The sequence below is a fragment of the Bradyrhizobium canariense genome, from assembly GCF_018130465.1.
In the GTDB taxonomy this organism is placed as follows: domain Bacteria; phylum Pseudomonadota; class Alphaproteobacteria; order Rhizobiales; family Xanthobacteraceae; genus Bradyrhizobium; species Bradyrhizobium canariense_C.
On record NZ_JAFCKJ010000004.1, the window covers coordinates 300,381 to 324,264 of the forward strand.

At 64.0% G+C, this 23,884-nt stretch carries 25 protein-coding genes; 12 read left to right on the forward strand and 13 right to left on the reverse strand.

Annotated features, from left to right (window positions below):
* The first annotated feature begins 12 nt into the window (after window positions 1–12).
* Window positions 13–1,644, forward strand: a complete 1,632-nt coding sequence (gene groL / locus JQ591_RS14780; protein ID WP_211396729.1) for a chaperonin GroEL — start codon at window positions 13–15, stop codon at window positions 1,642–1,644.
* Here the strand turns inward: groL and JQ591_RS14785 are convergent.
* Window positions 1,641–1,946: a hypothetical protein gene (locus JQ591_RS14785; RefSeq protein WP_211396912.1), complete on the reverse strand. Its 306-nt coding sequence runs from the start codon at window positions 1,944–1,946 to the stop codon at window positions 1,641–1,643. The genes groL and JQ591_RS14785 overlap by 4 nt on opposite strands.
* On the opposite strand from JQ591_RS14785, the gene JQ591_RS14790 reads away from it, so the two are divergent.
* Window positions 1,846–3,057, forward strand: coding sequence for a hypothetical protein (locus tag JQ591_RS14790; RefSeq protein WP_211396730.1), 1,212 nt, complete (start codon window positions 1,846–1,848; stop codon window positions 3,055–3,057). The genes JQ591_RS14785 and JQ591_RS14790 overlap by 101 nt on opposite strands.
* Before the next feature lie 168 nt (window positions 3,058–3,225).
* Here JQ591_RS14790 and JQ591_RS14795 read toward each other — a convergent pair whose 3' ends face one another.
* Window positions 3,226–3,624 carry an META domain-containing protein gene (locus JQ591_RS14795; protein ID WP_211396731.1) on the reverse strand — a complete coding sequence of 133 codons (399 nt, stop codon included), beginning with the start codon at window positions 3,622–3,624 and terminating at the stop codon, window positions 3,226–3,228.
* A 138-nt stretch (window positions 3,625–3,762) separates the two neighbouring features.
* Window positions 3,763–5,427, reverse strand: a complete 1,665-nt coding sequence (locus tag JQ591_RS14800; protein WP_211396732.1) for an L-lactate permease — start codon at window positions 5,425–5,427, stop codon at window positions 3,763–3,765.
* A gap of 312 nt (window positions 5,428–5,739) precedes the next feature.
* Between JQ591_RS14800 and JQ591_RS14805 the strand changes: the two genes are divergently transcribed.
* A complete protein-coding gene (locus tag JQ591_RS14805) occupies window positions 5,740–7,503 on the forward strand; it encodes an ABC transporter ATP-binding protein/permease (protein ID WP_211396733.1) in 1,764 nt (587 codons plus the stop codon).
* A 267-nt stretch (window positions 7,504–7,770) separates the two neighbouring features.
* Here JQ591_RS14805 and JQ591_RS14810 read toward each other — a convergent pair whose 3' ends face one another.
* The 4 genes from JQ591_RS14810 to JQ591_RS14825 all read right to left on the reverse strand — a co-directional run bounded on the left by JQ591_RS14810 (window position 7,771) and on the right by JQ591_RS14825 (window position 12,206).
* A complete protein-coding gene (locus JQ591_RS14810; protein WP_211396734.1) occupies window positions 7,771–8,775 on the reverse strand; it encodes a TorF family putative porin in 1,005 nt (334 codons plus the stop codon).
* Window positions 8,776–9,178: 403 nt separating this feature from the next.
* On the reverse strand, window positions 9,179–9,562 hold the full coding sequence (locus tag JQ591_RS14815; RefSeq protein WP_211396735.1) for a histone: 384 nt from the start codon (window positions 9,560–9,562) through the stop codon (window positions 9,179–9,181).
* Window positions 9,563–9,648: 86 nt separating this feature from the next.
* Window positions 9,649–10,971 carry a glycolate oxidase subunit GlcF gene (gene glcF, locus JQ591_RS14820; RefSeq protein WP_211396736.1) on the reverse strand — a complete coding sequence of 441 codons (1,323 nt, stop codon included), beginning with the start codon at window positions 10,969–10,971 and terminating at the stop codon, window positions 9,649–9,651.
* Window positions 10,968–12,206, reverse strand: coding sequence for an FAD-binding protein (locus JQ591_RS14825; protein ID WP_211396737.1), 1,239 nt, complete (start codon window positions 12,204–12,206; stop codon window positions 10,968–10,970). The genes glcF and JQ591_RS14825 overlap by 4 nt, the downstream gene beginning before the upstream one ends.
* Before the next feature lie 222 nt (window positions 12,207–12,428).
* Between JQ591_RS14825 and JQ591_RS14830 the strand changes: the two genes are divergently transcribed.
* Complete coding sequence (locus JQ591_RS14830; protein ID WP_211396738.1) at window positions 12,429–12,764, forward strand: putative quinol monooxygenase; 336 nt, start codon at window positions 12,429–12,431, stop codon at window positions 12,762–12,764.
* Window positions 12,765–12,782: 18 nt separating this feature from the next.
* Window positions 12,783–13,772, forward strand: coding sequence for an alpha/beta hydrolase (locus JQ591_RS14835; protein ID WP_211396739.1), 990 nt, complete (start codon window positions 12,783–12,785; stop codon window positions 13,770–13,772).
* A 17-nt stretch (window positions 13,773–13,789) separates the two neighbouring features.
* Here JQ591_RS14835 and JQ591_RS14840 read toward each other — a convergent pair whose 3' ends face one another.
* Window positions 13,790–15,283 carry an FAD-linked oxidase C-terminal domain-containing protein gene (locus JQ591_RS14840; RefSeq protein WP_211396740.1) on the reverse strand — a complete coding sequence of 498 codons (1,494 nt, stop codon included), beginning with the start codon at window positions 15,281–15,283 and terminating at the stop codon, window positions 13,790–13,792.
* A gap of 274 nt (window positions 15,284–15,557) precedes the next feature.
* Here JQ591_RS14840 and cycA point away from each other — a divergent pair, with 274 nt between their 5' ends.
* On the forward strand, window positions 15,558–15,953 hold the full coding sequence (cycA, locus tag JQ591_RS14845) for a cytochrome c-550 CycA (protein WP_211396741.1): 396 nt from the start codon (window positions 15,558–15,560) through the stop codon (window positions 15,951–15,953).
* A 108-nt stretch (window positions 15,954–16,061) separates the two neighbouring features.
* Here cycA and JQ591_RS14850 read toward each other — a convergent pair whose 3' ends face one another.
* Window positions 16,062–17,018 carry an alpha/beta fold hydrolase gene (locus tag JQ591_RS14850; protein ID WP_211396742.1) on the reverse strand — a complete coding sequence of 319 codons (957 nt, stop codon included), beginning with the start codon at window positions 17,016–17,018 and terminating at the stop codon, window positions 16,062–16,064.
* A gap of 326 nt (window positions 17,019–17,344) precedes the next feature.
* Here JQ591_RS14850 and JQ591_RS14855 point away from each other — a divergent pair, with 326 nt between their 5' ends.
* Complete coding sequence (locus JQ591_RS14855) at window positions 17,345–17,527, forward strand: hypothetical protein (RefSeq protein WP_211396743.1); 183 nt, start codon at window positions 17,345–17,347, stop codon at window positions 17,525–17,527.
* A 12-nt stretch (window positions 17,528–17,539) separates the two neighbouring features.
* On the opposite strand, the gene JQ591_RS14860 is transcribed toward JQ591_RS14855, so the two are convergent.
* The 3 genes from JQ591_RS14860 to ykgO all read right to left on the reverse strand — a co-directional run bounded on the left by JQ591_RS14860 (window position 17,540) and on the right by ykgO (window position 18,798).
* Window positions 17,540–17,800, reverse strand: a complete 261-nt coding sequence (locus JQ591_RS14860) for a hypothetical protein (protein ID WP_211396744.1) — start codon at window positions 17,798–17,800, stop codon at window positions 17,540–17,542.
* A gap of 124 nt (window positions 17,801–17,924) precedes the next feature.
* A complete protein-coding gene (locus JQ591_RS14865; protein WP_211396745.1) occupies window positions 17,925–18,566 on the reverse strand; it encodes a tetratricopeptide repeat protein in 642 nt (213 codons plus the stop codon).
* Window positions 18,567–18,672: 106 nt separating this feature from the next.
* Window positions 18,673–18,798 carry a type B 50S ribosomal protein L36 gene (gene ykgO / locus JQ591_RS14870; RefSeq protein ID WP_006611362.1) on the reverse strand — a complete coding sequence of 42 codons (126 nt, stop codon included), beginning with the start codon at window positions 18,796–18,798 and terminating at the stop codon, window positions 18,673–18,675.
* Between the two features lie 318 nt (window positions 18,799–19,116).
* Between ykgO and JQ591_RS14875 the strand changes: the two genes are divergently transcribed.
* Entirely contained in the window at window positions 19,117–20,001 is an 885-nt protein-coding gene (locus JQ591_RS14875) for an amidohydrolase family protein (protein ID WP_211396746.1), read from the forward strand.
* Between the two features lie 126 nt (window positions 20,002–20,127).
* Here JQ591_RS14875 and JQ591_RS14880 read toward each other — a convergent pair whose 3' ends face one another.
* Window positions 20,128–20,475, reverse strand: a complete 348-nt coding sequence (locus tag JQ591_RS14880; RefSeq protein ID WP_211396747.1) for a MerR family transcriptional regulator — start codon at window positions 20,473–20,475, stop codon at window positions 20,128–20,130.
* 84 nt (window positions 20,476–20,559) lie between these two features.
* Here JQ591_RS14880 and JQ591_RS14885 point away from each other — a divergent pair, with 84 nt between their 5' ends.
* The 4 genes from JQ591_RS14885 to JQ591_RS14900 all read left to right on the forward strand — a co-directional run bounded on the left by JQ591_RS14885 (window position 20,560) and on the right by JQ591_RS14900 (window position 23,828).
* Window positions 20,560–21,570 (forward strand): zinc-dependent alcohol dehydrogenase family protein, encoded by a 1,011-nt coding sequence (locus tag JQ591_RS14885; protein ID WP_211396748.1) that lies wholly within the window; start codon window positions 20,560–20,562, stop codon window positions 21,568–21,570.
* Window positions 21,571–21,685: 115 nt separating this feature from the next.
* Window positions 21,686–22,417, forward strand: a complete 732-nt coding sequence (locus tag JQ591_RS14890; RefSeq protein WP_211396749.1) for a haloacid dehalogenase type II — start codon at window positions 21,686–21,688, stop codon at window positions 22,415–22,417.
* A 41-nt stretch (window positions 22,418–22,458) separates the two neighbouring features.
* Window positions 22,459–22,926, forward strand: coding sequence for a YbaK/EbsC family protein (locus JQ591_RS14895; RefSeq protein WP_211396750.1), 468 nt, complete (start codon window positions 22,459–22,461; stop codon window positions 22,924–22,926).
* Window positions 22,927–22,988: 62 nt separating this feature from the next.
* Window positions 22,989–23,828, forward strand: a complete 840-nt coding sequence (locus JQ591_RS14900) for an adenylate/guanylate cyclase domain-containing protein (protein ID WP_211396751.1) — start codon at window positions 22,989–22,991, stop codon at window positions 23,826–23,828.
* The last annotated feature ends 56 nt before the right edge of the window (window positions 23,829–23,884 follow it).

Below are 23,884 nucleotides of genomic sequence, written 5' to 3' on the forward strand. Positions count from 1 at the left end.
GAATTGCAGAACATGGCTGCCAAAGACGTCAAGTTTTCCGGAGACGCGCGCGATCGCATGCTGCGCGGCGTCGACATTCTCGCCAATGCCGTCAAGGTGACACTCGGCCCGAAGGGTCGTAACGTACTCATCGAGAAGTCGTTCGGTGCGCCCCGCATCACCAAGGACGGCGTCACCGTCGCCAAGGAGATCGAGCTCGAGGACAAGTTCGAGAACATGGGCGCCCAGATGGTCCGGGAGGTCGCCTCCAAGACCAACGACCTCGCCGGCGACGGCACCACCACCGCGACCGTGCTGGCCCAGGCCATCGTGCGCGAAGGCGCCAAATCGGTTGCCGCCGGCATGAACCCGATGGACCTCAAGCGCGGCATCGACATCGCGGTTGCAGCCGTCGTCAAGGACATCCAGAAGCGTGCCAAGCCGGTCGCCGCCTCCTCCGAGGTCGCCCAGGTCGGCACCATCTCGGCCAACGGCGATGCCGCGATCGGCAAGATGATCGCGCAGGCGATGCAGAAGGTCGGCAACGAGGGCGTCATCACCGTCGAGGAAAACAAGTCGCTCGACACCGAGGTGGACATCGTCGAGGGCATGAAGTTCGACCGCGGCTATCTGTCGCCCTACTTCGTCACCAACCCCGAGAAGATGACCGCCGAGCTCGAGGACGCCTACATCCTCCTGCACGAGAAGAAGCTGTCCGGCCTGCAGGCCATGCTGCCGGTGCTGGAAGCCGTGGTGCAGTCGGGCAAGCCGCTAGTCATCATCGCCGAGGACGTCGAGGGCGAGGCGCTGGCCACCCTGGTCGTCAACCGCCTCCGTGGCGGCCTGAAGGTCGCCGCCGTCAAGGCGCCGGGCTTCGGCGACCGCCGCAAGGCCATGCTCGAGGACCTCGCGATCCTCACCGGCGGCCAGCTGATCTCCGAAGACCTCGGCATGAAGCTCGAGAACGTCACGGTGAAGATGCTTGGGCGCGCGGGCAAGGTGGTGATCGACAAGGAGAACACCACGATCGTCAAGGGCGCCGGCAAGAAGCCGGAGATCGAGGCCCGCGTCGGCCAGATCAAGGCCCAGATCGAGGAGACCACCTCGGATTACGACCGTGAGAAGCTCCAGGAGCGCCTCGCCAAGCTCGCAGGCGGCGTCGCGGTGATCCGCGTCGGCGGCGCCACCGAGATCGAGGTCAAGGAGAAGAAGGACCGCGTCGAGGACGCGCTCAACGCCACCCGCGCCGCGGTGCAGGAAGGCATCGTCCCCGGCGGCGGCGTCGCGCTGCTCCGCGCCAAGAAGGCGGTGGGCCGTCTCACCAACGCCAATGCCGACGTCCAGGCCGGCATCAACATCGTGCTGAGGGCGCTGGAAGCCCCGATCCGCCAGATCTCCGAGAACGCGGGCGTGGAAGGCTCGATCGTCGTCGGCAGGATCCTGGAGAACAAGTCCGAGACCTTCGGCTTCGACGCCCAGACCGAGGACTATGTCGACATGGTCGAGAAGGGCATCATCGACCCCGCCAAGGTGGTGCGCACCGCGCTCCAGGACGCCGCCTCGATCGCCGGCCTGCTGGTGACCACCGAGGCCATGGTCGCCGAGTCGCCGAAGAAGGAAGCGCCCGCGATGCCGGCCGGCGGCGGCGGCATGGGCGGCTTCTAAGGCCGATCCTCAGCCCACAGTGTTGCGAAGGCCGCCTCCGGGCGGCCTTCTTTTTTGCCGATCATGGCCCGTGCTTTCCAATTCAACCGGCGGCCAAAACCCACTACGGTGACGCCCGATTCGAATTGTTTGGGCATGATCTTATCGGAAAACCGCTTCGCACTTTTCCGGATCATGCCCCATTGCCCGGGGATTTCGTCGATGCGCGCGCTTCTGGTTTGCCCGACGGTTTTGTTGGCGGCTCTGCTTGCAGTTTCGCCCGAGGTCGCTTCTGCCCAGATGAAGCTGTCGCCGAAGGCCACGGCGCCCGGCGGCGCTGAGACGCGCTATTTCACCTCGATCGACGGGCTGATGGACGGCAATGCCGACGTGATCCTGAAGGAGACGCGGCAGGGCAGGACCGTCACCGCAGCCGTGCTCGACGTCTGTTATCCCGTCGCGAAGAATTCCGACCGCAAGGACCGCTTCGTCGTCAATCTCCAGGTGGCGGGCCAGAACCTGACGGGTACGACGCAGAGCCTCGGCGCGAAGGCGCCCGTCACCGTCAAGCTGCTGCGCAAACAGGCCGGAGACACGTTCGAATTCCGCGGCCAGATCAGCATTGGCCAGGCCGTGACCGAGGTCACCTCGCCCGACAATTCCGATCTCAGCGAGAAGGAATTCCTGGACAACCAGACCTCCGACGACGGCATCACGCCGCAGCCGAAGGATTTCACCGACGTCTCGCCGGAAGCGATCGCGGTCAAGGTCAAGCTGGATGCCGCGACCGAGTTCCTGAAGAGCCTGAAGGGCCAGGACGTCGAGGTGACGCTGGCGAGTCTCACCGTCGGCTGCGACGCGCTGCGCGCGGGCGAGCAGACCATCAACATGTCGGTCGACCCGGAGCGCGCCGGCGCGCTGCTGGCGAAATTTAAGGCAATGCCCGGCGTCACCGCCGCGGGCTGGACCGCGGGCATGACCGAGATGGACCGCACCATCCGCATTCCCGCCGCCGACTGGCGCGATGGCGACAAGATCAACCGCGACAAGCTCGCGGCCGCGGTGGCGGGCGTGCTGAGCAGGACGCTCGCGGCAAAGCCGGTCTCGCAAAGCTTCAACCCGGCGACCGGCAAGCTCAAGCTGGTGTTCAAGCGGCCGAACCAGGATTTTCCCGCGCTCGAGCTCACCGACACGATCGAGGTTGCGGGTCTCGTCTCGCCCGACAAGCCCGGCACGACCGACAAGCTCATGCTCTGGGTCGGGAGTCCCGCGACCACGACCTCCGACGAGAGCAGCGGCGCCAAGCTCAATCTCTCGGACGAAGCGACGGCCGACGAGGAAGGCGATCAGCCCGACGACAACGGCTCGGTTGAGGCGCTCGCAAAGGAATTGAAGGGCCAGCGCTGGGACGCCGACAAGTCGGTGTGGAAGTAGGCGCAGACACCCGCTCTCAGTCATCGCCCGCGAAGGCGGGCGATCCAGTATTCCGAGACGGCTGTGGTTGAATCGATAGGCCGCGGCGTACTGGATTCCCCGCCGGAGCCTGTCATCGGGCTCCCCGAAGGCGAGACCCGGTGGCGGGGAATGACAGCGATGGCCAGGCTAGTTCCCGTTCACCCGAAAGCGCAGCGGCTTGGGGCCGACGAGCGTCAGCACGTCGCCCTGGCGCTTCCAGGTCTCGACGCTGCCGAGCGCTGCAACGAGATCGTCGTCGGCCTGAGCCCTTGCCGGCGGGCAGGAGCGGTCCTGGATCTGGCCGGGGACGAAGATCACGGTGTTGCCGGCGACCGAGAACTGGCCCTTGCCGCCCTTGCACCAGAGCTCCAGCACGACCTCGCCATTGTCGCCGATCTCGATGTTCGGAATCCGCTTCGAGCCCGGCTGCGGCAGCGCCTCCAGCGTCATCTCGGTGCCGAACGGAAAACCGTCCTCCGCACGCGCGAGCGTGGACATCGCGAGCATTGCAACCGCCGCACACACCATCTGCTTGAGCCAAACCATGAAACCTCTCGACCGACCTGATTTGCGGCACCTTCTATAAGATGGCGGCGCCGTTGAGAAGGTTCGCCCATGCGCGACGCAAAAATCCCCGCGAGGACCAACCTCGCGGGGATTTGCGTTGAAACCGGGCGTGGCCTGCTACTTCAGGACCATTGCCGTGAACGGATAGACATAGGCCTGCAACGTCACGAGCACACCGACGAGGCAGGCCAGCACGATCGAGTGCCAGAACACGAAGCGCAGGATGGTGCCCTCATGGCCGTACCAGTTGGTGGCTGTCGAGGCGACCACGATGGATTGCGCATCGATCATCTTGCCCATCACGCCGCCGGACGAGTTCGCCGCACCCATCAGGATCGGTGACAGGCCGAGCTGCTCGGAGGTGATCTTCTGCAGGTTTCCGAACAACACGTTGGAGGCGGTGTCCGATCCCGTCAGGGCCACGCCGAGCCAGCCGAGCAGCGTGCCGAAGAAGGGATAGAGCACGCCGGTTGCAGCGAAGGCGAGGCCGAGCGTCGCGTCGACGCCGGAGAGCCGCGTCAGCGTGCCGATGGCGAGCATCGCCGAGATCGTGATCAGCGAGATCGCGCACAGCCGGATGGTGCGGCCGTACTGGAGCACGAGCTTGCCGGGCCCGACGCCCATCAGGAAGCCGGAGATGATCGCGGCAATCAGCATGCCTGTGCCGGTGAACGAGAGATAGGTGAAGCCGAACACCGCGCTCTCTTTCGTCGGCCCTGGCGCGACCGGCGGCATCTTGTTGATCATCTGATGCAGCTCGGGAACGGGGTAGTTCCAGGTGAAGATCGAGTTCGCCCAGGTCTTGAATCCACCATTGCCCCAGACCAGCATCACGATACAGACGATGATCCACGGCAGCAGCGCGCTGAACAGCTCGCTCTGCGTCAGCGGTGTCTTGTCGAGCGGTTTTGCCGCCGCCATGGTGGCGGCGGATTCATCGCGGCCGCGCAGCGCCGGCGACAGCCAGAGCTGCCTGGGCTGCCAGACCTTCAGGAACAGGATCAGCGCCCCCATCGAGATCAGCGACGCCCCGATGTCGACGATCCAGGGATTGATGAAGTTGGAGATCACGAATTGCGGGATCGCGAATGACACGCCGGTGACGAGGATCGCCGGCCAGACATCCTTCATGCCCTTCCAGCCCGCGAACGCCCACACCACCCAGAACGGCACGATCAGCGAGAAGAACGGCAATTGCCGTCCGACCATCGCACCCAGGATGTAGGGGTCGAGGCCGGTGACCGAGGCAAGGCCCTGGATCGGCGTGCCCAGCGCGCCATAGGCGACCGGCGCGGTGTTGGCGATCAGCGACAGGCCGCTTGCTGCAAGCGGCGAGAAGCCGAGGCCGATCAGGACGGCGCCCGTGATCGCGACCGGCGTGCCGAAGCCCGAGGCGCCCTCGAAGAAGGCGCCGAACGAGAACGCGATCAGCAGCAATTGCAACCGCCGGTCCTCGGTGACGCCGCCGACCGCGCGCTTGAGCAATTCGAAGCGTCCGGTGGTTACCGTCACCTGGTAGAGGAAGATGACGTTGAGAACGATCCAGCCAATCGGGAAGAAGCCGGTGACGATGCCCAGCACCGAGGCGCGGATCGACATGTTCGCCGGCATGGTGAAGACGAAGATCGTGATCAAATTGGCCACGATCACGGCGATGACTGCCGCGATATGAGCCTGGACGCGGCCGCTCGCGATCAGGACCAGCAGTGTGACGACAGGGATTGCCGCCGCGATCGTCGACAGCACAGGGCTGTGCAACGGGTCATAGACTTGATTCCACATGATCTTCCTCCCCCACGCATGTGTGCTGCAGGCGGCCCGCGTGGACAGCCGATCCTGCTTGACGCTGAAGCGATAACCCCCGAGCCGGACGCGAATTCCTCGCGAATGCAGCGGTTCCCGTCCGCTCACAAGCTCGCGAAATCCCGAAGGCCCCCACCCCGCGCCGTTGACCCCATGCTAGGGTTGCAAGCTGCGACAAGCCAACGCAAATTGCAGACCTTGCGACTTTAGTCTAAGCGCGCCGATTTCCGGCGCCGCCCCAAGTCTTTGGCCCCGGGCAGTTGTGCACATCCCCTCAGGAGACAGAGCTCTGTGAAGAACATCAGCGCCACGCTCGCGATCGTCTGGCGAATCGCCGCCCCGTATTTCCGATCGGAGGACAAATGGGCCGGCCGCGGCCTGCTCGCCGCTGTCATCGCGATGGAGCTGGCGCTGGTCGCGATCGACGTCCTGGTAAATCAATGGCAGAACCGGTTCTACAGCTCGCTGCAGGCAAGTGACTGGGATAGTTTCGTCAGGGAGATCTGGATCTTCATCGGCCTCGCCTCCGCCTTCATCGCACTGGCGGTCTACAAGCTGTACCTGAACCAATGGCTCCAGATCCGCTGGCGGCAATGGCTGACCCGGCACTATCTGGGCGAATGGCTGCAAGGCGCCACCCACTATCGCATGCAGCTCAAGGGCGATGCGGCCGACAATCCGGACCAGCGCATCACCGAGGACGTCAAGAACTTCGTCGAGCAGACCCTGACCATCGGGCTTGGCCTGCTCTCGTCGATCGTGACGCTGTTCTCCTTCGTGATCATCCTCTGGGGGCTTTCCAATGCCGCGCCGTTGCACCTGTTCGGCGCCGATCTCATGATCCCCGGCTATCTGTGCTGGGGCGCGCTGGTCTACGCGATCTTCGGCACCGCCCTGACGCACTGGATCGGCGCACCGCTGGTCAACCTCAATTTCGAGCAGCAGCGCTATGAGGCCGACTTCCGCTTCAACCTCGTCCGCGTCCGCGAGAATTCCGAGCAGATCGCGCTGCTCAAGGGCGAAGGTGCCGAACGCGGCCGCCTGCTGGATCGCTTCGGCTTCGTGATCGGCAATTGGTACGCCATCATGAGCCGAACCAAACGCCTCACCGCGTTCACGGCGAGCTATCAGCAGGCCGCCGTGATCTTTCCCTACGTGCTGGTGGCGCCGGCCTTCTTCGCCAAGAAGATCCAGCTTGGCGACATGATGCAGACCGCCTCCGCCTTCTCGAGCGTACAGGGCGCGCTGTCGTTCTTCGTCACGGCGTACCGGTCTTTGGCGGAATGGCGCTCGATCGTCGCGCGCCTCGACGGCTTCGAGATGTCGGTCGATGCGGCTACGAACCTGCCGCCGCACGAGCCGGCGATTGCCCTCAAGGCCGCCGGCGGCAATCGCAATATCGCCCTCGAACAGCTCTGCGTGAACCTGCCGAGCGGCACGCCGCTGGTCGCCGCCGACGCCTTCGCCATCCAGACGCCGGAGCGCGTGCTGGTGACCGGACCGTCGGGCTCCGGCAAGTCGACGCTGTTCCGGGCCATCGCCGGCATCTGGCCGTTCGGCACCGGCACCATCTTCGTCCCGGAAAAGGCGAAGCTGATGATGCTGCCCCAGCGCCCCTATTTCCCGGTCGGCGTGCTGCGCGACGCGGTGGTCTATCCGGCCGCACCGGGCGCATTCGAATCCACACGTGTCAGGGACGCGCTGATCGCGGTCGGGCTGCCCGACCTCGCCGAGCGGCTCGATGAGGAAGGCCATTGGAACCGGATGCTGTCGCTCGGCGAGCAGCAGCGCCTCGGGCTCGCCCGCGCGCTGCTGCACGCGCCCGACTATCTGTTCCTCGACGAGGCCACCGCCTCGCTGGACGAGCCGTCCGAGGCCCGGCTGTACCGGCTGCTGACGGAAAAGCTGCCACTGGCCACCATCGTCTCGATCGGCCACCGCTCGACGCTCGACGCCTTCCACACCCGCAAGGTGACGATGGTCAAGCACGGCGCGATCCACGTCCTCGGTGACGGTGGTGCGCCGGTCGCGAAGGAGCCGAGCGCGGCACGCTGAAGCGCCAGCGGGCGCTGCGGGCGCCCAAGGCCCTTTCGAGGCCCTTTCAAGGCCCTTCGTTGCGGCCCATCCCTTCGAGACGCCCGCCTCTGGCGGGCCCTCAGGGTGAGATCTTGTCTCGCGGCGAAATCCCAACCCTCATGGTGAGGAGCGTCGCCTTGCGGCGCGTCTCGAACCATGAAGTCCACGCCCTTCGCAGACCCGCCCCCAAAGCAAAAGGGCGGCAGGTTGCCCTGCCGCCCTCGTCAAGTCGCTTCAGGAAGAAGCTTACTTCAGGTTGCTCATCGCCGTCAGGTCGAACGATAGCTTGGCAATGCCGGCCGCGCCGCACCAGTTGGAGCCAGCGCCGCCCGGGTTGATCGCGGTGACGTTGGTGGTGCCGGTGGCGTTGAAGGCGCTGGTGAAGGCGTTGCAATCACCCTTGTTCAGGTCGGTGTCGGAGTAACGCAGGTCGAGCGTGAACACCTTGTAGGTGAAGCCGATGCCGATGTTCCAGGTGTTGTAGTCCTTGTAGGGGATACCGTTGGCGAAAACGGTGCCGACGCCGGTGCCGTAGAAGGCGTCCGAGGTACCGAACCACTGCCGGCCGAATTCACCCGACACGTACATGCCCATGCCGGAGGCGCCGAAGGCGGTGCTGGGCGCCGTGTACTTGGCGGTCAACGAAGCGTAGTTGCCCCAGGCACCCGAGTTCAGGAAGTTCGGCGAGTAGTACTCGGTCGCGCCGACCGTCCAGCTGTCGTTGATGGTGTAGTTCACCTTGCCGTAGACTTCGACGAAGCTGACGTCCTTCTTCATGACGTTGCCGTCGGCGAGGAAGATCGTGGTCGTGCTGACGCCGCAGACGTTGCCGCCGGGAATGCCGCCGGTGAGCACGTTGTCGGCGCAGCTTCCGCCCGGATACAGGTAGCCCCAGACACCGATGTCGAAGGCGAAGGCGCCGAAGGTCGGGCGGATACCGCCGTAGATATCGACTTCAGCAGCGGCGCGATTGGCGAAGGAGATGCTCTCCGCGGACACGCCGACGTAGAGCTGGAGGTCCTTGTTGACGTTGTAGCGCGGCTCGAAATAGGCCGCGACCGACGGCTTGTGGTTCGACTGGGTGACGCCGCGGAAGATGTAGTCGCTCATGATGGCGCCGCCGAAGGCGATATCCCAGGGATCGAAAGCAACCACCGGCGGGGCTTTCTTAGCCTTCACCGCCATGTCTGCCGCGAAAGCCGAGCCCGTCACCATTGCCAGCGCCGTTGCCAACAAAGCCACTTTTTTCATTTCGATCCCCATCACCAGTTCTAAGACCCCAGTCGGTCCCGGAAGCCCCCGGAACGCACGACCTGATTGCAAATTTCGTAACTGCGGCAATTTGGATGGGGTGAGGGAAACCGTGAAGCAAAAAACGCAGGCATCTGCCGACTTTTTGGGCGTTCTGGCGATTCCACGAAAGGTTGTCAGCCTGTGTGTCTTCTCGATCACATTATTTGCATTCCAAAGTGCACTGGGCGGCCCGGGTTAATACGGGTCCCCGCGGTACCGTGCTGTCCGCGCCACGAATCAGGCAGCTCCCGGACAAGACCATTCCCCGCACGCCGCCGCGCCGATGCAAAAAGGCCGCAGCATCTCCGCTGCGGCCTTCCTGTTGTCGATCATGGTCGTCGGATTGGATCCAGCCTTCGGCCTAACCCTGTCCCTCGGCCGGCGTCGTTTCCGCAGAAGACGAAGGCATCGCCCAGCTTGTCTCGGCGGCGGGCTCGGGAGCCGGAGCTGCCGGCGTTGACGGCTTCGGCGCGGGAGCTGCCTTCGCCTTCTTCGGCGCCGCTTTCTTCGCGGCCTTCTTGACGGCCTTCTTAGGGGCAGCCTGCTTGGCGGCCTTCTTGGCCGACTTCTTGGCGGCCTTCTTCGGCGCGGCCTTCTTCGCAGATTTCTTTGCGGCTTTCTTGGTAGCCTTCTTGGCAGACTTCTTCGCGGATTTCTTGGCTGCCTTCTTTGCGGTCTTCTTCGCCGCTACCGCCTTCTTGGCCTTTTTGGCCTTCTTGCTTTTCTTCTTCTTCGCTTTCGCCATCGTGGTCCTCCTGTTGCCGCCGAACAATGGTCGATCGGGCGTCTTCAGCCGTCACCTCCGGACGAAAGCTCAGGCCTTTAGAAAGCTCAAACTTGCGCGTTCAAAGCCGGCCGCGACCCGCCCGTAGCCCAATCGAGAAGCTCAATCGTGTGTACGACCGGAACTGACGTGCCACTGGCAATCTGCACCATGCAGCCGATATTGCCTGCGGCAATCATGTCCGGCTTGACGCTCGCGATGTTGGCGACCTTGCGATCGCGCAACCGGCCCGCAAGCTCGGGCTGGAGAATGTTGTAGGTCCCCGCCGAACCGCAACACAAATGGCTCTCCGGCACATCTTTCACCACGAATCCATTATTGGAAAGCAATTCTTTCGGAAGGCCCGTGATTTTCTGCCCGTGCTGCAACGAACACGCAGAGTGATAGGCGACGACGATGTTGTCCTGTCGCGCGGTGGCAGCGAGGCCAAGGCCGGCGACGTATTCAGTGATGTCCTTGGCGAGCGCAGAGACCTTCGCCGCATCGACGGCAAACGCAGCGTCCTCTCGCAGAAGATAGCCGTAGTCCTTGATCACGGTGCCGCAGCCAGACGCGGTCACCAGGATGGCGTCGAGCCCCTCGCCGGCCGCCTCCGCGCGCCACGCCGCGACATTGGCGCGAGCCCGCGCCAGTGCGTCCTGGTCGTTGCCGAGGTGATGGGTCAGCGCGCCGCAGCACTGCTCGTCCCTGACAAGGACGACCTCGATGCCGTGGCGCGTGAGGAGACTGATGGCGGCCTGGTTGATACGCGGCGCCAGCACCTGCTGGGCGCAGCCCTGGAGCAGCGCGACCCGGCCGCGCTTCTTGCCGAGTGCTGCGAACACACTGCCAGCGGCGGGCCCCGGCGGCGGCAGCCGGCTCGGCGCCAGCGCCAGCATCGCCTTGAGGCGCAGGATCAGGCCGGGCGTCGCCGACGGCCGGGGCGTCGGCAGGAACACGGCCAGCGGGCGGACCAGCCGCGCCAGCCGCATGCTGGCGCGGAAACGCTGCGGGTCCGGCAGGACGAAGGCCAGCACCCGGCGCAGCAGCCGCTCGGCCAGCGGCCGCTCGTAACGCTCTTCGATCCTGACCCGGGCCTGATCGACCAGATGCATGTAATTCACCCCGGAGGGGCAGGTCGTCATGCAGGACAGGCACGACAGGCAGCGGTCGACATGTTTGACCACTTCGGCCGTCGGCGTCTGGTCCTTTTCCAGCATCTCCTTGATCAGATAGATGCGGCCGCGCGGGCTATCGAGCTCGTCGCCGAGCAGCACATAGGTCGGGCAGGTTGCGGTGCAGAAGCCGCAATGGACGCAGGCGCGCAGGATCTTGTCGGCTTCCGCGATATCGGGGTCGGCGAGCTGCGCGAGTGAGAATTCGGTCTTCATTCCGCAGCGCCCCGCGTCAGCCGGCCCCGGTTGAGAATGGTTTTTGGATCGAAACCCGCGCGCACTCGTTCGCTCAGCGCTGCGACGCCGGGCGCTTGCGGATGGAACACATCGACGCTGCGCCTGACGTCCTCCGCCGCCCGGATCAGCGTGGCGTGCCCACCGACCGCATTGGCGCGCATCCGCACCGCCGGGGCATGGGCGTCCGACTTCGGCGGCAACGCCGCCCAGATCAGTCCGCCGCCCCAATCGTAGATCACGTCGCCGCCGGTCTCGCGTGCCAGCAGCGTTCCGAGCGCCGCGCCCGATGCCGGCGGACAGACGATCCGCCAGACCGGCCAGGCCCCCAGCGCGCCGTCAGCCGCGAACGGCAGGACGTCGCGGATCGTGGCCCACAGCGCCGCGGACGTCGTGTCCTCGACCAGCGTCGCGGTTCCGAACGAGGCCAGCAATTCGCGCAGCGAGCCGGCGCGATGGGCGGCGGAGGCGGTAATGCCTTCGAGCCGCAGCACGGTCAGCGCCTCGCCCTGGCCCACGATATCGCCGAGACCTTCGATCCTGGTCCGGAACGCCGATTTCGGCAGGTGCGCGGCACCGGAGACGTCGAAGGGCGAGCCGAGCGCCGCCGTCATCGCCTTGTTGGCGGCGGCATCGTCGAGCCCACGCAGCAACAGCGTCCGCTCGGCCTCCGGCTTCGGCATCACCTTCAGCGTGACCTCGGTCATGACCGACAGCGTGCCCCAGGAACCGGCGAGAAGCTTGCAGAGGTCGTAGCCGGTGACGTTCTTCACCACCTTGCCGCCGGTCTTGAAGCTGTCGCCGAAACCGGAGACGGCATGCGCCCCGAGCAGATGGTCGCGCGCCCCGCCCGCCCTGATCCGGCGCGGACCGGCGAGCCCGGCCGCGATCATGCCGCCGATGGTGCCGCGCGCGGGCGTGCCGAGCAGCGGCGCTGTGTTCATCGGCTCGAAGGCGAATTGCTGGTTCTTGGCATCGATCAGCGACAGCACGTCGGCCAGCGGCGCACCGGCCTGGAGCGTGACAATGAGTTCGTTGGGCTCGTAGGCGGTGATGGCATTCAGCGCGGAGACGTCGAGCACGGCGTTGGTCGCCATCGCATGGCCGATGCTGCGCTTGCTGCCATGACCGATGATCTCGAGCGGCTGCTCGCTCGCAATCGCCGCGCGCACCACTTCTTCGACGTCTTTGGCGTCTCTGACCCTAAGCGTATCCACGCGTCTAGCGGGTAACGAAATTTGGCAAGAAAATCAAATGCGGCGTGACGTCGGCGAGCACTGCCGGCGCGATCGGGTTCACCACAGGCCGCATTGATGCTTCGAGCATGGTCGAAGCGTTCACGACATCGACACTTCGATCACCGGCGAACCAAGGCCGGCAAGACCATCGCTACAAGTCGCGTCGATCGCGATCGACACCAACCGATGGAGACGGACATCATGAACCACTATGCCACGCAGAAATCTCTCAGCGACGCCGTCGACGGCGGCGGCCTGCTCGTCGTCGCGCAATGGGAGGCAAAGCCGGGTGAGGCCGACAAGGTCGCCGCGATCCTCGACCGCTTCTTGCCGGAAGCACAAAGCGAGCCGGGCGTAAAACTGTTCCTGATCTCGCGTGCCAAGGACAATCCGGCCCAGTTCCTGTTCTACGAACTGTTCCGCGACGAGGCGGCCTTCAAGGCGCACCAGGAGAGCGCACATTTCAAGACCTACATCGCCGGCGAAGCCCTGCCGCTACTGGCGAAGCGCGAGCGGGCTCAATATGCGCTGCTGTAGCCGTCACAGGCGCTTGCCATGAAAGAGCGGCCGCCCTCGCCCCTCCTCGACCCGCGCGAACAGCATTTTCGCATCCCCGGTCCACGCAAGGATCTGTCGCTTTTTCTGCGGTTCCTGCCGGCAGACAGGAAGCCCGCGCAGCCACCTCGCGCCGTGCTCTACGTCCACGGCGCGACCTTTCCTTCCGCACTTTCGATTGCGCATCGGTTTGACGGCACGTCCTGGCGCGACGCACTTTGCGAGGCAGGCTTCGATGTCTGGGGACTGGACTTCTACGGCTACGGTGAATCCGACCGCTATCAGGAGATGGACAAGCCGCCCTTCGAAAGCCCTGCGCTTTGCACCGCACAGGATGCAGCAGGGCAGCTCGCGGCGGCCGTTGCGTTCATCCTCGACCGCCAGGACATCGAGAAACTGTCACTGATCGCACATTCCTGGGGCTCAATGCCGGCCAGTCTGTTTGCCGGAATGCAGCCTGCGCTGGTCGATCGCGTCGTGCTGTTCGCGCCGATCGGCCGGCGCGATGCGCAAAGCGTCGAAGCAGCGCCGGCCTTGCCGGCCTGGCGCATCGTCACGTCCGAGGAGCAGTGGAGCCGTTTCATCGAGGATGTCCCTGCACGCGAGCCCCCTGTGCTGTCCCGCGTGCACTTCGACGAATGGAGCAGGCTCTACCTCGACAGCGATCCGGAAAGCCGCTCCCGCAATCCGGCCAGCGTCAAGGTCCCCATGGGTCCGGTCAGCGACATCGGCAAGGCCTGGCGCGGCCAGCTCGCCTATGACTCGGCGAAGATCCGCTCTCCGGTCGCCATCATCCGCGGCGAATGGGACAGCTTGCTGCCGGATGCGGACGCACAATGGCTGTTCCGCAGCTTCAGCGGATCACCCAGCAGGCGCGACATCAAGATCAGTCGCGGCACGCATCTGCTGCACTTCGAGGTCATGAGGTTGGCGCTCTGGCACGAGAGCATCAACTTCTTGCTCCACGATGATATCGCGCAGCCCCTCTGAACCCGGCCAGGCAGAGCTCAGAACCGCGGAATATCCGGAAACGCGAGCTTCCCCGCGTGCACATGCATGCGGCCGAGCTCCGCGCAACGGTGCAGCGTCGGGAAGACCTTGCCGGGGTTGAGCAGGCCTTGCGCGTCGAAGGCGCATTTCAGCCGCTGCTGCTGGTTGAGGTCGATCTCGGTGAACATCTCCGGCATCAGATCGCGCTTCTCGATGCCGACGCCGTGCTCGCCGGTGAGCACGCCGCCGAACTCGACGCAGGCGCGCAGGATGTCGGCGCCGAAGGCTTCGGCGCGCTCGATCTCGCCGGGCTTGTTGGCGTCATAGAGGATCAGCGGATGCAGATTGCCGTCGCCGGCATGGAACACGTTGGCGCAACCGAGCTGGTATTTTTCCGATAGCTCGCGGATGCGCGCCAGCGCCTTCGGCAGCGCGCCGCGCGGGATGGTGCCGTCCATGCAGAGATAGTCGGGCGAGATGCGGCCGACGGCGGGGAACGCAGCTTTGCGGCCGGCCCAGAACAGATTGCGCTCGGCCTCCGAGGTCGAGATCTGGCAGGTAGTCGAGCCGCAGGCGTTCGCAATCGTCTCAACCCGCGTGATCAGCTCGTCGACCTCGATCTTGGGACCGTCGAGCTCGATGATGAGGAGCGCCTCGACATCGAGCGGATAGCCGGCATGGACGAAGGCCTCCGCGGCGTGGATCGCAGGCTTGTCCATCATCTCCATGCCGCCGGGAATGATGCCGGCGCCGATGATGCGCGCCACGCATTCGCCGGCCGCTTCGACTTGCGCGAAGCCGACCATCAGTGCGCGCGCCGTCTCCGGCTTTTGCAGGATGCGCACCGTGATCTCGGTGATGACGCCGAGCAGGCCTTCGGAGCCGGTGATGACGCCCATCAAATCGTAGCCGGAGTTCTCCGCCGATTTGCCGCCGATGCGCAGGATCTCGCCGCTCATCAGCACGATCTCGCAACCGAGCACGTTGTTGGTGGTCATGCCGTATTTCAGGCAGTGCACGCCGCCGGAATTCTCCGCGACATTGCCGCCGATCGAGCAGGCGATCTGCGAGGACGGATCCGGCGCGTAGTAGAACCCGGCATGGGCGACGGCCTGGCTGATCGCGAGGTTGGTGACGCCCGGTTCTGTGACGACGGCGCGGTTGTCGAAATCGATCTCGCGGATGCGCTTGAACTTGCCGAGGCCCAAGAGCACGCCGTCTTCCAGCGGCAGCGCGCCGCCGGACAGCGAGGTGCCGGAGCCGCGCGGCACCACCTTGATGCCTTGCTCTGCACAATATTTCAGGACGAGCGAAACCTGTTCGGTCGTGTCGGGCAGCACCACGACCATCGGCGGCTGCCGATAGGCCGTCAATCCGTCGGATTCATAGGCCCGCATCTCGGCGGCACTGTCGATCACGCCTTCGCCCGGTACGATAGCGCGCAATGCAGCCACGATCTCAGCCCGGCGCGCAAGCACCGCCTGGTCGCTCGCAGGCATCATGATGGCCATAACATTTCCTTCATGGCATATCCTTCCGGCTGAGGCCGCACGATCGATTTGTCGCGCCAAATCAACCACGTCCGCGGTGGTTTGGGTAGGCCATCCGAAAGTCGGATCGACGATCTTGCGCGAGTTCGCTCTGGGACAAGTAGGAAATCGTGAAACCTGTCATGGTTTGGCGGCTTGTCCCAGCCGAGCAGGCCTGCCAAAACCGGCAGGTTCGACGATTGCCGATCAGGCATGCAACTAACCAGCCCCCCAGGGAAGAGACGAAGAGCACCCGATGACAAAACTGATTCTTGGCGCACTGACCATACTCACCGCGATTGCCACCGCACCCGCCGCGATGGCGCAGGATGCCGCGGCCGGCAAGTCGTCGTTCAACAAATGCTTGGCCTGCCACGCGATCGGCGAAGGCGCCAAGAACAAGGTCGGCCCCGAGCTCAACGGCCTCGACGGCCGCAAGTCCGGCACCGCCCCGGACTACAATTACTCCGACGCGAACAAGAATTCCGGCATCACCTGGAACGAGGCCGTGTTCAAGGAATACATCAAGGACCCCAAGGCGAAGATCCCCGGCACCAAGATGGCGTTCGCCGGCATCAAGAACGAGACCGAGATCAACAATCTCTGGACCTATGTGTCGCAGTTCGACAAGGACGGGAAGATCAAGCAGTAAGCGCGCGACAGGCGGCCGCTGGAGCTTCGGTTCTGAACCGAAGCTCCAGCTTCTTGTTTTGACGCGTTTTCTTCACGCGAACCGGCATCCACTTCGCTCGAAAACACTCTAATCGGCGGCCGGCTGCGCCGGGACGATTTTTCCGATCATCGTCTCGATCTCGGTCTTCACGAGATCGGGCACCGCGTTCTGCACCATGTGGCCGAGATCAGGCAGCACGATCAGCTTCGCATTCTGTACGGTGGCGGCGAACGGGCGCGCGTGAATGTTGGTCTTCACCGTCTTGTCGGGTTCGCCGGCGATGATCGTGACCGGCGCCGATATCTCGCCGTAGCGCGCAACCTGCGCGGCGACCGCTTCCTTCAGCGTCACCAGATCATAAGCATTGGCGATGAACTCGCGCGGGCGCAGCAGCAGCGGCGTCGCGGAGTCCTGCACGAAGCCATCCGGCATCATTTGCGGCAGGAAGACGTTGCGCGCGCCGGGCTCGCTCAGGAAATAGCCGAGCGGCAGGGTTATGGTGTAGGCGAGCAGCGGGCCGATCACCGGCGTTGCGATGACCTCGTTGTAGCGGCCGACGCCGCCGCGCCAGGGATGGGTGACGGGCGCGAGCATCACAAGGCCCGCGACACGGTCGGGATGATCGAGCGCCAGCCGCGCGCCGAGCGCGCCGCTCCAGGAATGCACCACGAAGACCGCGCGATCGATCCCGAGCTTTCGAAGCGCCTCGTCGATCATCCGCGCCTGGACCTGCGGCGTCGAATCCTGCCGCCGCGCCCGCGTGCTCCAGCCATGGCCGGGACGGTCGATCAGGATGACGCGATGATCCCTGGCGAGGAGATCGCCGAGCGGCCGCCGCATCGCCTCGAGGTTGGAACTCGCGCCGTGCAGCATCACGATCGGCAGGCCCGAATCGCGGGAGCCGATATCGACGAGGTGAAGCACGGCACCATCAACCTCGATCATCCGGCCCTGCGGTGGAAAGGCGCGTTGCACGGCGAGGACGCCGGCCTGCGTGACCAGCGCCAGCAGAACCAGCGCGGTCACGACTGACATCACGATCATGGATGGAATCCGGGCGATCCAGGGCATAGGGCAGTTACGTGGCTTGCGGGCGGCAGTTTCGCCCGGGGAGCCCCCGCGCTCCACTGAAATGCCGGGGCTGTGGATATGTGCATAATTCAGGCAGGGAAAAAGGCAACGAAATCAATGATCTTCCTCGCGGCAGGCAAGCTTCGAAACAGCTTCATGCAGTCGTCATCGCGGCTTCCATATAATCGCCACGGTCGGTTCCGCCATTTAGACGCGGGTGGGCGCCGATCCTGCTCGCAACCCCAGGGGATGCGGGAAAGGCCGGCTGGATTTGTCCCGATTTGAACCGGAGAATTTCGATGAGCTTCAGATCCAAAGACACTGCGATCGACGAGATCGTGGCAAGCTGCAACGGCGACCTGCGCGGTGCCGTGCGCGCGCTGCTGCTGATCAATGAGCACCTCGAGACGGAGCTTGCAAAGGCCTACGCCGCAGCGGTCGATCGCGGCCTCGCCGAGCGCGGCGGCAACGTTTTACACTAGGTCGCTGTCGACCTAGTTCGTGCTGTCCTCGTTCTTTTCCTCGTCAGGCGTGGGCGCGGGACAGGCGCGGATGGTCGAACGGGCAAGCTTGGCGTCGGCCTTCGATTTGTACGGGCCGTCACCGAACCAGACGTCGCCGATGATCACGGGATTGCTGGTCACGATGTTGCATTTTCCGGTGGCGCGGTTGCCGACCACCCAGAACAGTCCGTCGGCGAGGCTCACCGTCCCCGACGCCAGCAGCAATATACCTGCAAAGATCAAACGCTTCATGGCTGTGCTCCAACCATGAAGGTAAGCCTGCGGCAGTGCCACCCATACCCCTTGTGACGCGGCGCGTGTCATCGTGGTTAATCCGCCTGCGCCGCATTCGATCGAGCAATGATCGACTTGTCCGCTAAATATCGCGGCCTTCGACCTTCTCGGTCAGCGCCTTGACCTGGTCGGGGATCTTCTCGAGGTGCGGATTGACGGCAAGCGCCTTGCGGTAGGCCTCGAGCGCGCGCTTTTCGTCTCCGACCTCCTGCATGATCATGCCGAGGCCTGCGAGCGCGCCGAAATGGCGGGGCTCGCGGATCAGCACCTCGCGGATGTCGGCAAGCGAGCGGCCATAATCGTTCTGCATGTAGTAGAGCGTCGCGCGACGATTCCAGGCCTCGATGTAGTCGGGCCTGAGCTTGACGACCGAATCCAGCAGCTTGATCGCAACCTCGATCTTCTTTGCGTCGACCGCGGTCTTGGCCCGCGCCATCAGCAGCGAGGCGGTGTCGCTCGGGGTCTGGATCCAGATCGCCCAGATTCGCGCCTCGACATGCTTGGCGCTAGCCTCGTCAGGCGCAGCCTTGAGCGCGCCGAACAGGAAATCGAGATTCTTGCTGCGATCGACCTTGGGCAGCTTGGCCGGCGCTTCCGGAAGTTTCTTCTGCTTGCCGGGCGGGGCCGGCGGATCAATCTGCTGCGCCCGCGCCGGAGCGAGGCCGGGGGCTCCCAAGACAAGAGCCAGACACAGGGTGCGCGCGAACGGGAATCTCACTGCCATGGCGAAAGTCTAAACGCGCAAAGCCGCCCTTGCAAAGCAAAGGCGGCGTCAAACTGTTGTGAGACCGTGGTCTTGCGGGGCGCGCGCAGGCGACCGCCGGGCAATATCAGCCCTGGCGAGCCTTGAAGCGGCGCTGCACCTTGTTGATCACATAGACCCGGCCCTTGCGGCGGACCAGGCGGTTGGCGCGATGGCGACCGCGCAGCGATTTCAGCGAGTTACGGACCTTCATGGCAGAATCCTGAACGTTCGAAAGGCCGTGTTCGGCACTACCGTTTCGGCACGCGCGAATGAGGCAAAATGAGATTTTTCCCGCTGGCAGACCGACCGCCCGGGACGGGGCGGTTCTTAAGGCATGGGAGGACCGGATGTCAATGTTAACTGCCCCGTTCCCACCCAGCAAAATCTTGAAAACAACCCCCTGCAAAGTAGAAGCGGCCGGATCGGCCCAATCTGCGCCTCTGACGACGCCTTGGACGTCACCTTGGACGACGCCTTGCTAAATTCGTTATATCATATAATCAATTCGGCAACCGTCGGGAGGAAATCAATGCCGAAGCTGAAGCTGCCCAATATCGACGACGTCGTCGCGATCGACATCCACACCCACGCCGAGGAGCCCTGTGGCTGCCACGCCGACGACGGCTATGACGACTTCCAGGCGCAGATGGCGGAGTACTTCAAGTCACCGAACAAGCATCCGCCGACCGTGCCGGAAACCGCGGCCTACTATCGCTCCAAGAACATCGCCGCGGTGATCTTCCCGGTCGACGCCGAGCGCGAGACCGGCTTCCGCCGCTACAGCAATTACGAGATGCTGGAGGTCGCCTCCGACCATCTCGACGTCCTCATCCCCTTCGTCTCGATCGACCCGCACAAGGGCAAGCTCGGGGTGCGCGAGGCGCGCAAGCTGATCGAAGAATACGGTGTCCGCGGCTTCAAATTCCACCCGACCATGCAGGGCTTCTACGCCAACGACCGCATGGCCTATCCGCTCTATGAAGAGATCAACAATGGCGGCGCGATCGCGCTGTTCCACACCGGCCAGACCGGCGTCGGCTCGGGCATGCCCGGCGGCATGGGGATGCGGCTGAAATATTCCAACCCGATGTACATGGACGACGTCGCGGCCGATTTCCCCGACCTCAAGATCATCCTCGCGCATCCCTCCTTCCCCTGGCAGGAAGAGGCGCTGTCGGTCGCGACCCACAAGCCGAACGTCTACATCGATCTTTCGGGCTGGTCGCCAAAGTATTTCCCGCCGATCCTGGTGCGCTACATCAACTCGATCCTGCAGGACAAGATGCTGTTCGGCTCGGACTGGCCGGTGATCACGCCGGACCGCTGGCTGTCGGATTTCGCCAAGATCGACATCCGCGACGAGATCCGGCCGAAGGTATTGAAGGCCAACGCGCGCAAGATTTTGGGAATTTAGATACTCATCGCCGTAGCGCATTGAGGGCTTCGACGCTGCTATCGAAACCCTCACGCTCAGGCCCTCAAGGCCAAATTGCGGATGGCGGCCTTGGCGCGGTGAATCCGATGGCCGCGTTGGGTGCGATCAGTTCACGCTTGCCAGATAGCCCGCCAAAATTGTCCGGCTCTGGCTGAGCGTCTCGATACGCTCGTCGATCAGGCCGACCTGCTGAGCGAGTATCTTTCGCAGCTCGTTGCACGGCGTGAAAGCTGGATCGTTGTTCCTTACGCACGGGAGCAACCGCTTGATGGTTTCGAGCGTCATCCCTGCGCCGCCGAGCATCTTGATCCGCCGTACCGTTTCCTCTTCGGCCGGCCCATAGTCGCGATAGCCGGAGTTCGTCCGCAGCGGCGCAAGCAACCCCTCGCCTTCGTAGTAACGCAGCATCCGGACGCTTACCCCCGTCCTCCGGGAGAGTTCGCCAATTTTCATCTGAAAACCTCTTGACCCTGACAGTGCTGTCAGACCCTACGGACTGTGCTCATCCAAGTAATGCCGCTTGTGAAGGGTGCAACGATGAAAGCCTACCATTTGAATGGCCATTCTGGTGCTGGCCGCCTTGTGCGCGTCGATCTCGGCAAACCCGAACCCGCCAACGGCGAGGTCCGCATCCGGGTCGAAGCAGCCAGTCTCAACTACCGCGACCTCCTGATCCTCGACCGAGCGGGCCAAGGCGGGCTCAACGGCCGCGTACCGCTCTGCGACGGCGCAGGCGTCGTTGACGCCGTCGGCTCCGACGTCGTGCAGTGGCAGGTCGGCGACCGTGTCGCCGCATCGTACTTTCGCGATTGGATCTCGGGGCCGTTCAAGGCGAGCTACATTGCTTCAGCTCTCGGCAGCAACACCCAGGATGGAATGCTGGCGGAGTATGCCGTGCTGCCGGCGACCGCACTGGTGTCCGTGCCGGCGCATTTGTCCCCGGTCGAGGCCGCGACCCTGCCCTGTGCCGGCGTTACGGCCTTCCATGGCCTCATCGCACGCGGCGGGATGAACAAAGGCGATACGTTGCTGGTCCAGGGAACGGGTGGCGTCGCGCTGTTCGGTCTTCAGTTCGCAGCCGCGCTGGGGGCACGCACAATCGTGATATCCTCCTCCGACGAAAAACTCGCCCGCGCCAAGGCGCTGGGCGGCTCGACTCTCATCAACTACCGCGACACGCCCGACTGGGATGTCGCGCTGATGAAGGCGACGAATGGCGGAGGCGCCAGTCATATCCTCGAACTCGGCGGGCCCGGCACCTATGACCGATCGCTGCGATCGGTCGCTTCGGGTGGCAAGATCGTTCAGATTGGTGTTTTGACGGGGTTCGGCCCCAAGCCCGACCTCGCGCGCCTTCAGTGGGAGAATGCCGACATCATCGGTGTCACCGTCGGATCGGTCGAACACTTTGTCGCGATGAATCGCTTCCTGACCGAACACGCGATCCGCCCGATCATCGATCGGGTCTACCGCTTCGACGATGCGCCCGAAGCGTATACGCACCTGCGGACCGGCTCACACTTCGGCAAGATCGTTGTAGGATTCTAGAAGCCAGGGCCGGGTCAGTCGCGCAAAGGCAGCGCCCCATTCGAGTTCCTGCTTGGATCGATATCGCGGCGCCTTGTATAGTCCGTGGACCGCAAGATCCCGGAGGACAGGTCCATTGAGCCTCAAAGCCGTTGTCTTCGATGCCTACGGAACGCTCTACGACATCCAGTCGGTCGCAGAGACCACGGAGGACGCGTTTCCGGGCTACGGCGAGATCATCACGCAGATCTGGCGGATCAAGCAGCTCGAATACACCTGGTTGCGCTCGCTGATGCGGCGCTACCAGGATTTTGCCGCCGTCACCCGCGACTCGCTTGCCTATACGCTGCGCGTGCTCGGGCTCGCTTACGAGAACGAGGCATTCGAGCGCGTCGTCGAGAAGTACCTGCATCTCGATCTCTATCCGGATGCGACGGCAGCGCTCACGGCTCTGAAACCGCGAAAACTCGCCATCCTCTCCAACGGCAGTCCGGACATGCTGAATGCGCTCGTGCGCAACTCCGGCCTCGACGCCTTGCTCGACGCCACGATCAGCGTCGACGCGAAGAAGATCTTCAAGCCGAGCCCGGAAGCTTATGAGCTGATCGGCGAGGTGCTCGGCACCGCGCCTGACGAGGTGCTGTTCGTCTCCTCCAATCCCTGGGACGTCGCGGGCGCGAAAGCGTTCGGACTGAACGTTGCCTGGATCGAACGGGTGACGCCCGAAGCGATGGCGCTGGCTTGCGTCGAGAACGAACTCGTGGCACCGCTGACGATGTTCAAGGCGATCCGCACCCAGATGGACGAGCTCGGCTTTGCGCCGGACCACCGCGTCCGGGCGCTCTCCGAACTGCCAGGGATTGCTTAGGAATCGCCGCCCGCCCATAAGTCTGGAATGAGCTGACTGGAATGAGCCTGGAATCCGTTCGCGCCTTCTTCGCTGAAAAAGCCCCCGACATCACCGTTATCGAATCCCCGATCAGCTCCGCGACAGTGCCGCTGGCCGCCGAAGCCTATGGCGTCGAACCCGGAATGATCGCCAAGACGCTGTCGTTGCGGATCGGCGAGCGCGTGATCCTGATCGTCGCGGCCGGCACGTCGCGGATGGACAACAAGAAGGTGAAGGCATCCTTCGGCGGCAAGCCGAAGATGCTGGGGCTGGAAGAGGTTGCCGAGATCACCGGCCACGAGGTCGGCGGCGTCTGTCCGTTCGGACTGAAGGCGCCGCTGCCGGTCTATTGCGACGTGTCGCTGAAGGCGTTCGACGTGGTGGTGCCCGCCGCCGGCTCGACCCATAGCGCGGTGCGCATCACGCCGGACCGGATGGCCGAGCTGACCGGGGCTGAATGGGTCGATGTCTGCGAGGTCAGGCCGTAAGGCAGTTGCGGAATGCCTGATGCCTGATGCATTCGCCGGTCAGGGAGGCTAATGTACGGACCATGCCCGACGATAAGGTAAAACGACGGCTGACCACCGTGCTGTGCGCCGATGTGCACGGCTATTCCCGCCTCATGGAAGCAGACGAAGCGGGAACGCTGGAGACGCTCCGCCGCTACCGCACGGCCATTGCGGGATTGGTGGAGCGCCATGACGGGCGCATCGTAAACACCTGGGGTGATGCCGTCATCGCCGAATTCGCCAGCGTCGTCGAGGCCGTGCAATGCGCGGTCGAGATTCAGCAGGAAATTGCCAACCAGGATTCGGACCCACCTCCACCGATGCGTTTTCGCATCGGCATCAATCTCGGCGACGTGATGGTGGACGGTTCCGATCTTTATGGAGACGGGGTCAATATCGCGGCGCGTCTGCAAGAACTTGCCGAACCCGGTGGCATCGTGATCTCCAGTTCTGCCTATGATCAGGTGCACAACAAATTATCGGTGGGCTTCGACTGTCTCGGTCAGCGTCCAATGAAAAACATTGCTCCCGTGACCAGCTATCGTGTGACCATGAGCGGCCAAACCGCTCAAGCACGGAGCTTTCCGCCTGGCGAACGCCTGGCTTCTCAGGGCGCAGTTGCGGGCTCGGCAACTGACGCCGTCCACCGCGACAGATACGAGTCATCCACGTGGATGCGCTTCGTTTCAGATGGGTTGGCGAAGCTGCCGCGCCCGGTTGCAGCGGCCCTCACGGTGTCGGCCTTTCTGATTCTGATCAATATTTTCACCGGCATGCACAGGATCTGGTTCCATTGGCCAGTCGCAGCTTTGCTCTTCGGTGCCATCATGCGGACGGCGCTCCGCCATCGACCTGAGTCGGACAGCAAGGGCGAGCGCTGAACGAGGCGGCACGCCCGCATCTTCGCGCCTACTGCTGCGCACGCTCCCGGATCATT

Bases quoted from the DNA above. Each gene is read 5' to 3' on its own strand.
- JQ591_RS14885 (WP_211396748.1), top strand. From the start codon at position 20,560: ATGAAAGCCTACCATTTGAATGGCCATTCTGGTGCTGGCCGCCTTGTG.
- JQ591_RS14865 (WP_211396745.1), bottom strand. From the start codon at position 18,566: ATGGCAGTGAGATTCCCGTTCGCGCGCACCCTGTGTCTGGCTCTTGTC.
- JQ591_RS14840 (WP_211396740.1), bottom strand. From the start codon at position 15,283: ATGGCCATCATGATGCCTGCGAGCGACCAGGCGGTGCTTGCGCGCCGG.
- JQ591_RS14860 (WP_211396744.1), bottom strand. From the start codon at position 17,800: ATGAAGCGTTTGATCTTTGCAGGTATATTGCTGCTGGCGTCGGGGACG.
- JQ591_RS14900 (WP_211396751.1), top strand. From the start codon at position 22,989: ATGCCCGACGATAAGGTAAAACGACGGCTGACCACCGTGCTGTGCGCC.
- JQ591_RS14895 (WP_211396750.1), top strand. From the start codon at position 22,459: ATGAGCCTGGAATCCGTTCGCGCCTTCTTCGCTGAAAAAGCCCCCGAC.
- cycA (WP_211396741.1), top strand. From the start codon at position 15,558: ATGACAAAACTGATTCTTGGCGCACTGACCATACTCACCGCGATTGCC.
- JQ591_RS14800 (WP_211396732.1), bottom strand. From the start codon at position 5,427: ATGTGGAATCAAGTCTATGACCCGTTGCACAGCCCTGTGCTGTCGACG.
- JQ591_RS14835 (WP_211396739.1), top strand. From the start codon at position 12,783: ATGAAAGAGCGGCCGCCCTCGCCCCTCCTCGACCCGCGCGAACAGCAT.
- glcF (WP_211396736.1), bottom strand. From the start codon at position 10,971: ATGAAGACCGAATTCTCACTCGCGCAGCTCGCCGACCCCGATATCGCG.
- JQ591_RS14875 (WP_211396746.1), top strand. From the start codon at position 19,117: ATGCCGAAGCTGAAGCTGCCCAATATCGACGACGTCGTCGCGATCGAC.
- JQ591_RS14815 (WP_211396735.1), bottom strand. From the start codon at position 9,562: ATGGCGAAAGCGAAGAAGAAGAAAAGCAAGAAGGCCAAAAAGGCCAAG.
- JQ591_RS14880 (WP_211396747.1), bottom strand. From the start codon at position 20,475: ATGAAAATTGGCGAACTCTCCCGGAGGACGGGGGTAAGCGTCCGGATG.
- JQ591_RS14795 (WP_211396731.1), bottom strand. From the start codon at position 3,624: ATGGTTTGGCTCAAGCAGATGGTGTGTGCGGCGGTTGCAATGCTCGCG.
- JQ591_RS14830 (WP_211396738.1), top strand. From the start codon at position 12,429: ATGAACCACTATGCCACGCAGAAATCTCTCAGCGACGCCGTCGACGGC.
- JQ591_RS14855 (WP_211396743.1), top strand. From the start codon at position 17,345: ATGAGCTTCAGATCCAAAGACACTGCGATCGACGAGATCGTGGCAAGC.
- JQ591_RS14790 (WP_211396730.1), top strand. From the start codon at position 1,846: ATGCGCGCGCTTCTGGTTTGCCCGACGGTTTTGTTGGCGGCTCTGCTT.
- ykgO (WP_006611362.1), bottom strand. From the start codon at position 18,798: ATGAAGGTCCGTAACTCGCTGAAATCGCTGCGCGGTCGCCATCGCGCC.
- JQ591_RS14810 (WP_211396734.1), bottom strand. From the start codon at position 8,775: ATGAAAAAAGTGGCTTTGTTGGCAACGGCGCTGGCAATGGTGACGGGC.
- groL (WP_211396729.1), top strand. From the start codon at position 13: ATGGCTGCCAAAGACGTCAAGTTTTCCGGAGACGCGCGCGATCGCATG.
- JQ591_RS14850 (WP_211396742.1), bottom strand. From the start codon at position 17,018: ATGATCGTGATGTCAGTCGTGACCGCGCTGGTTCTGCTGGCGCTGGTC.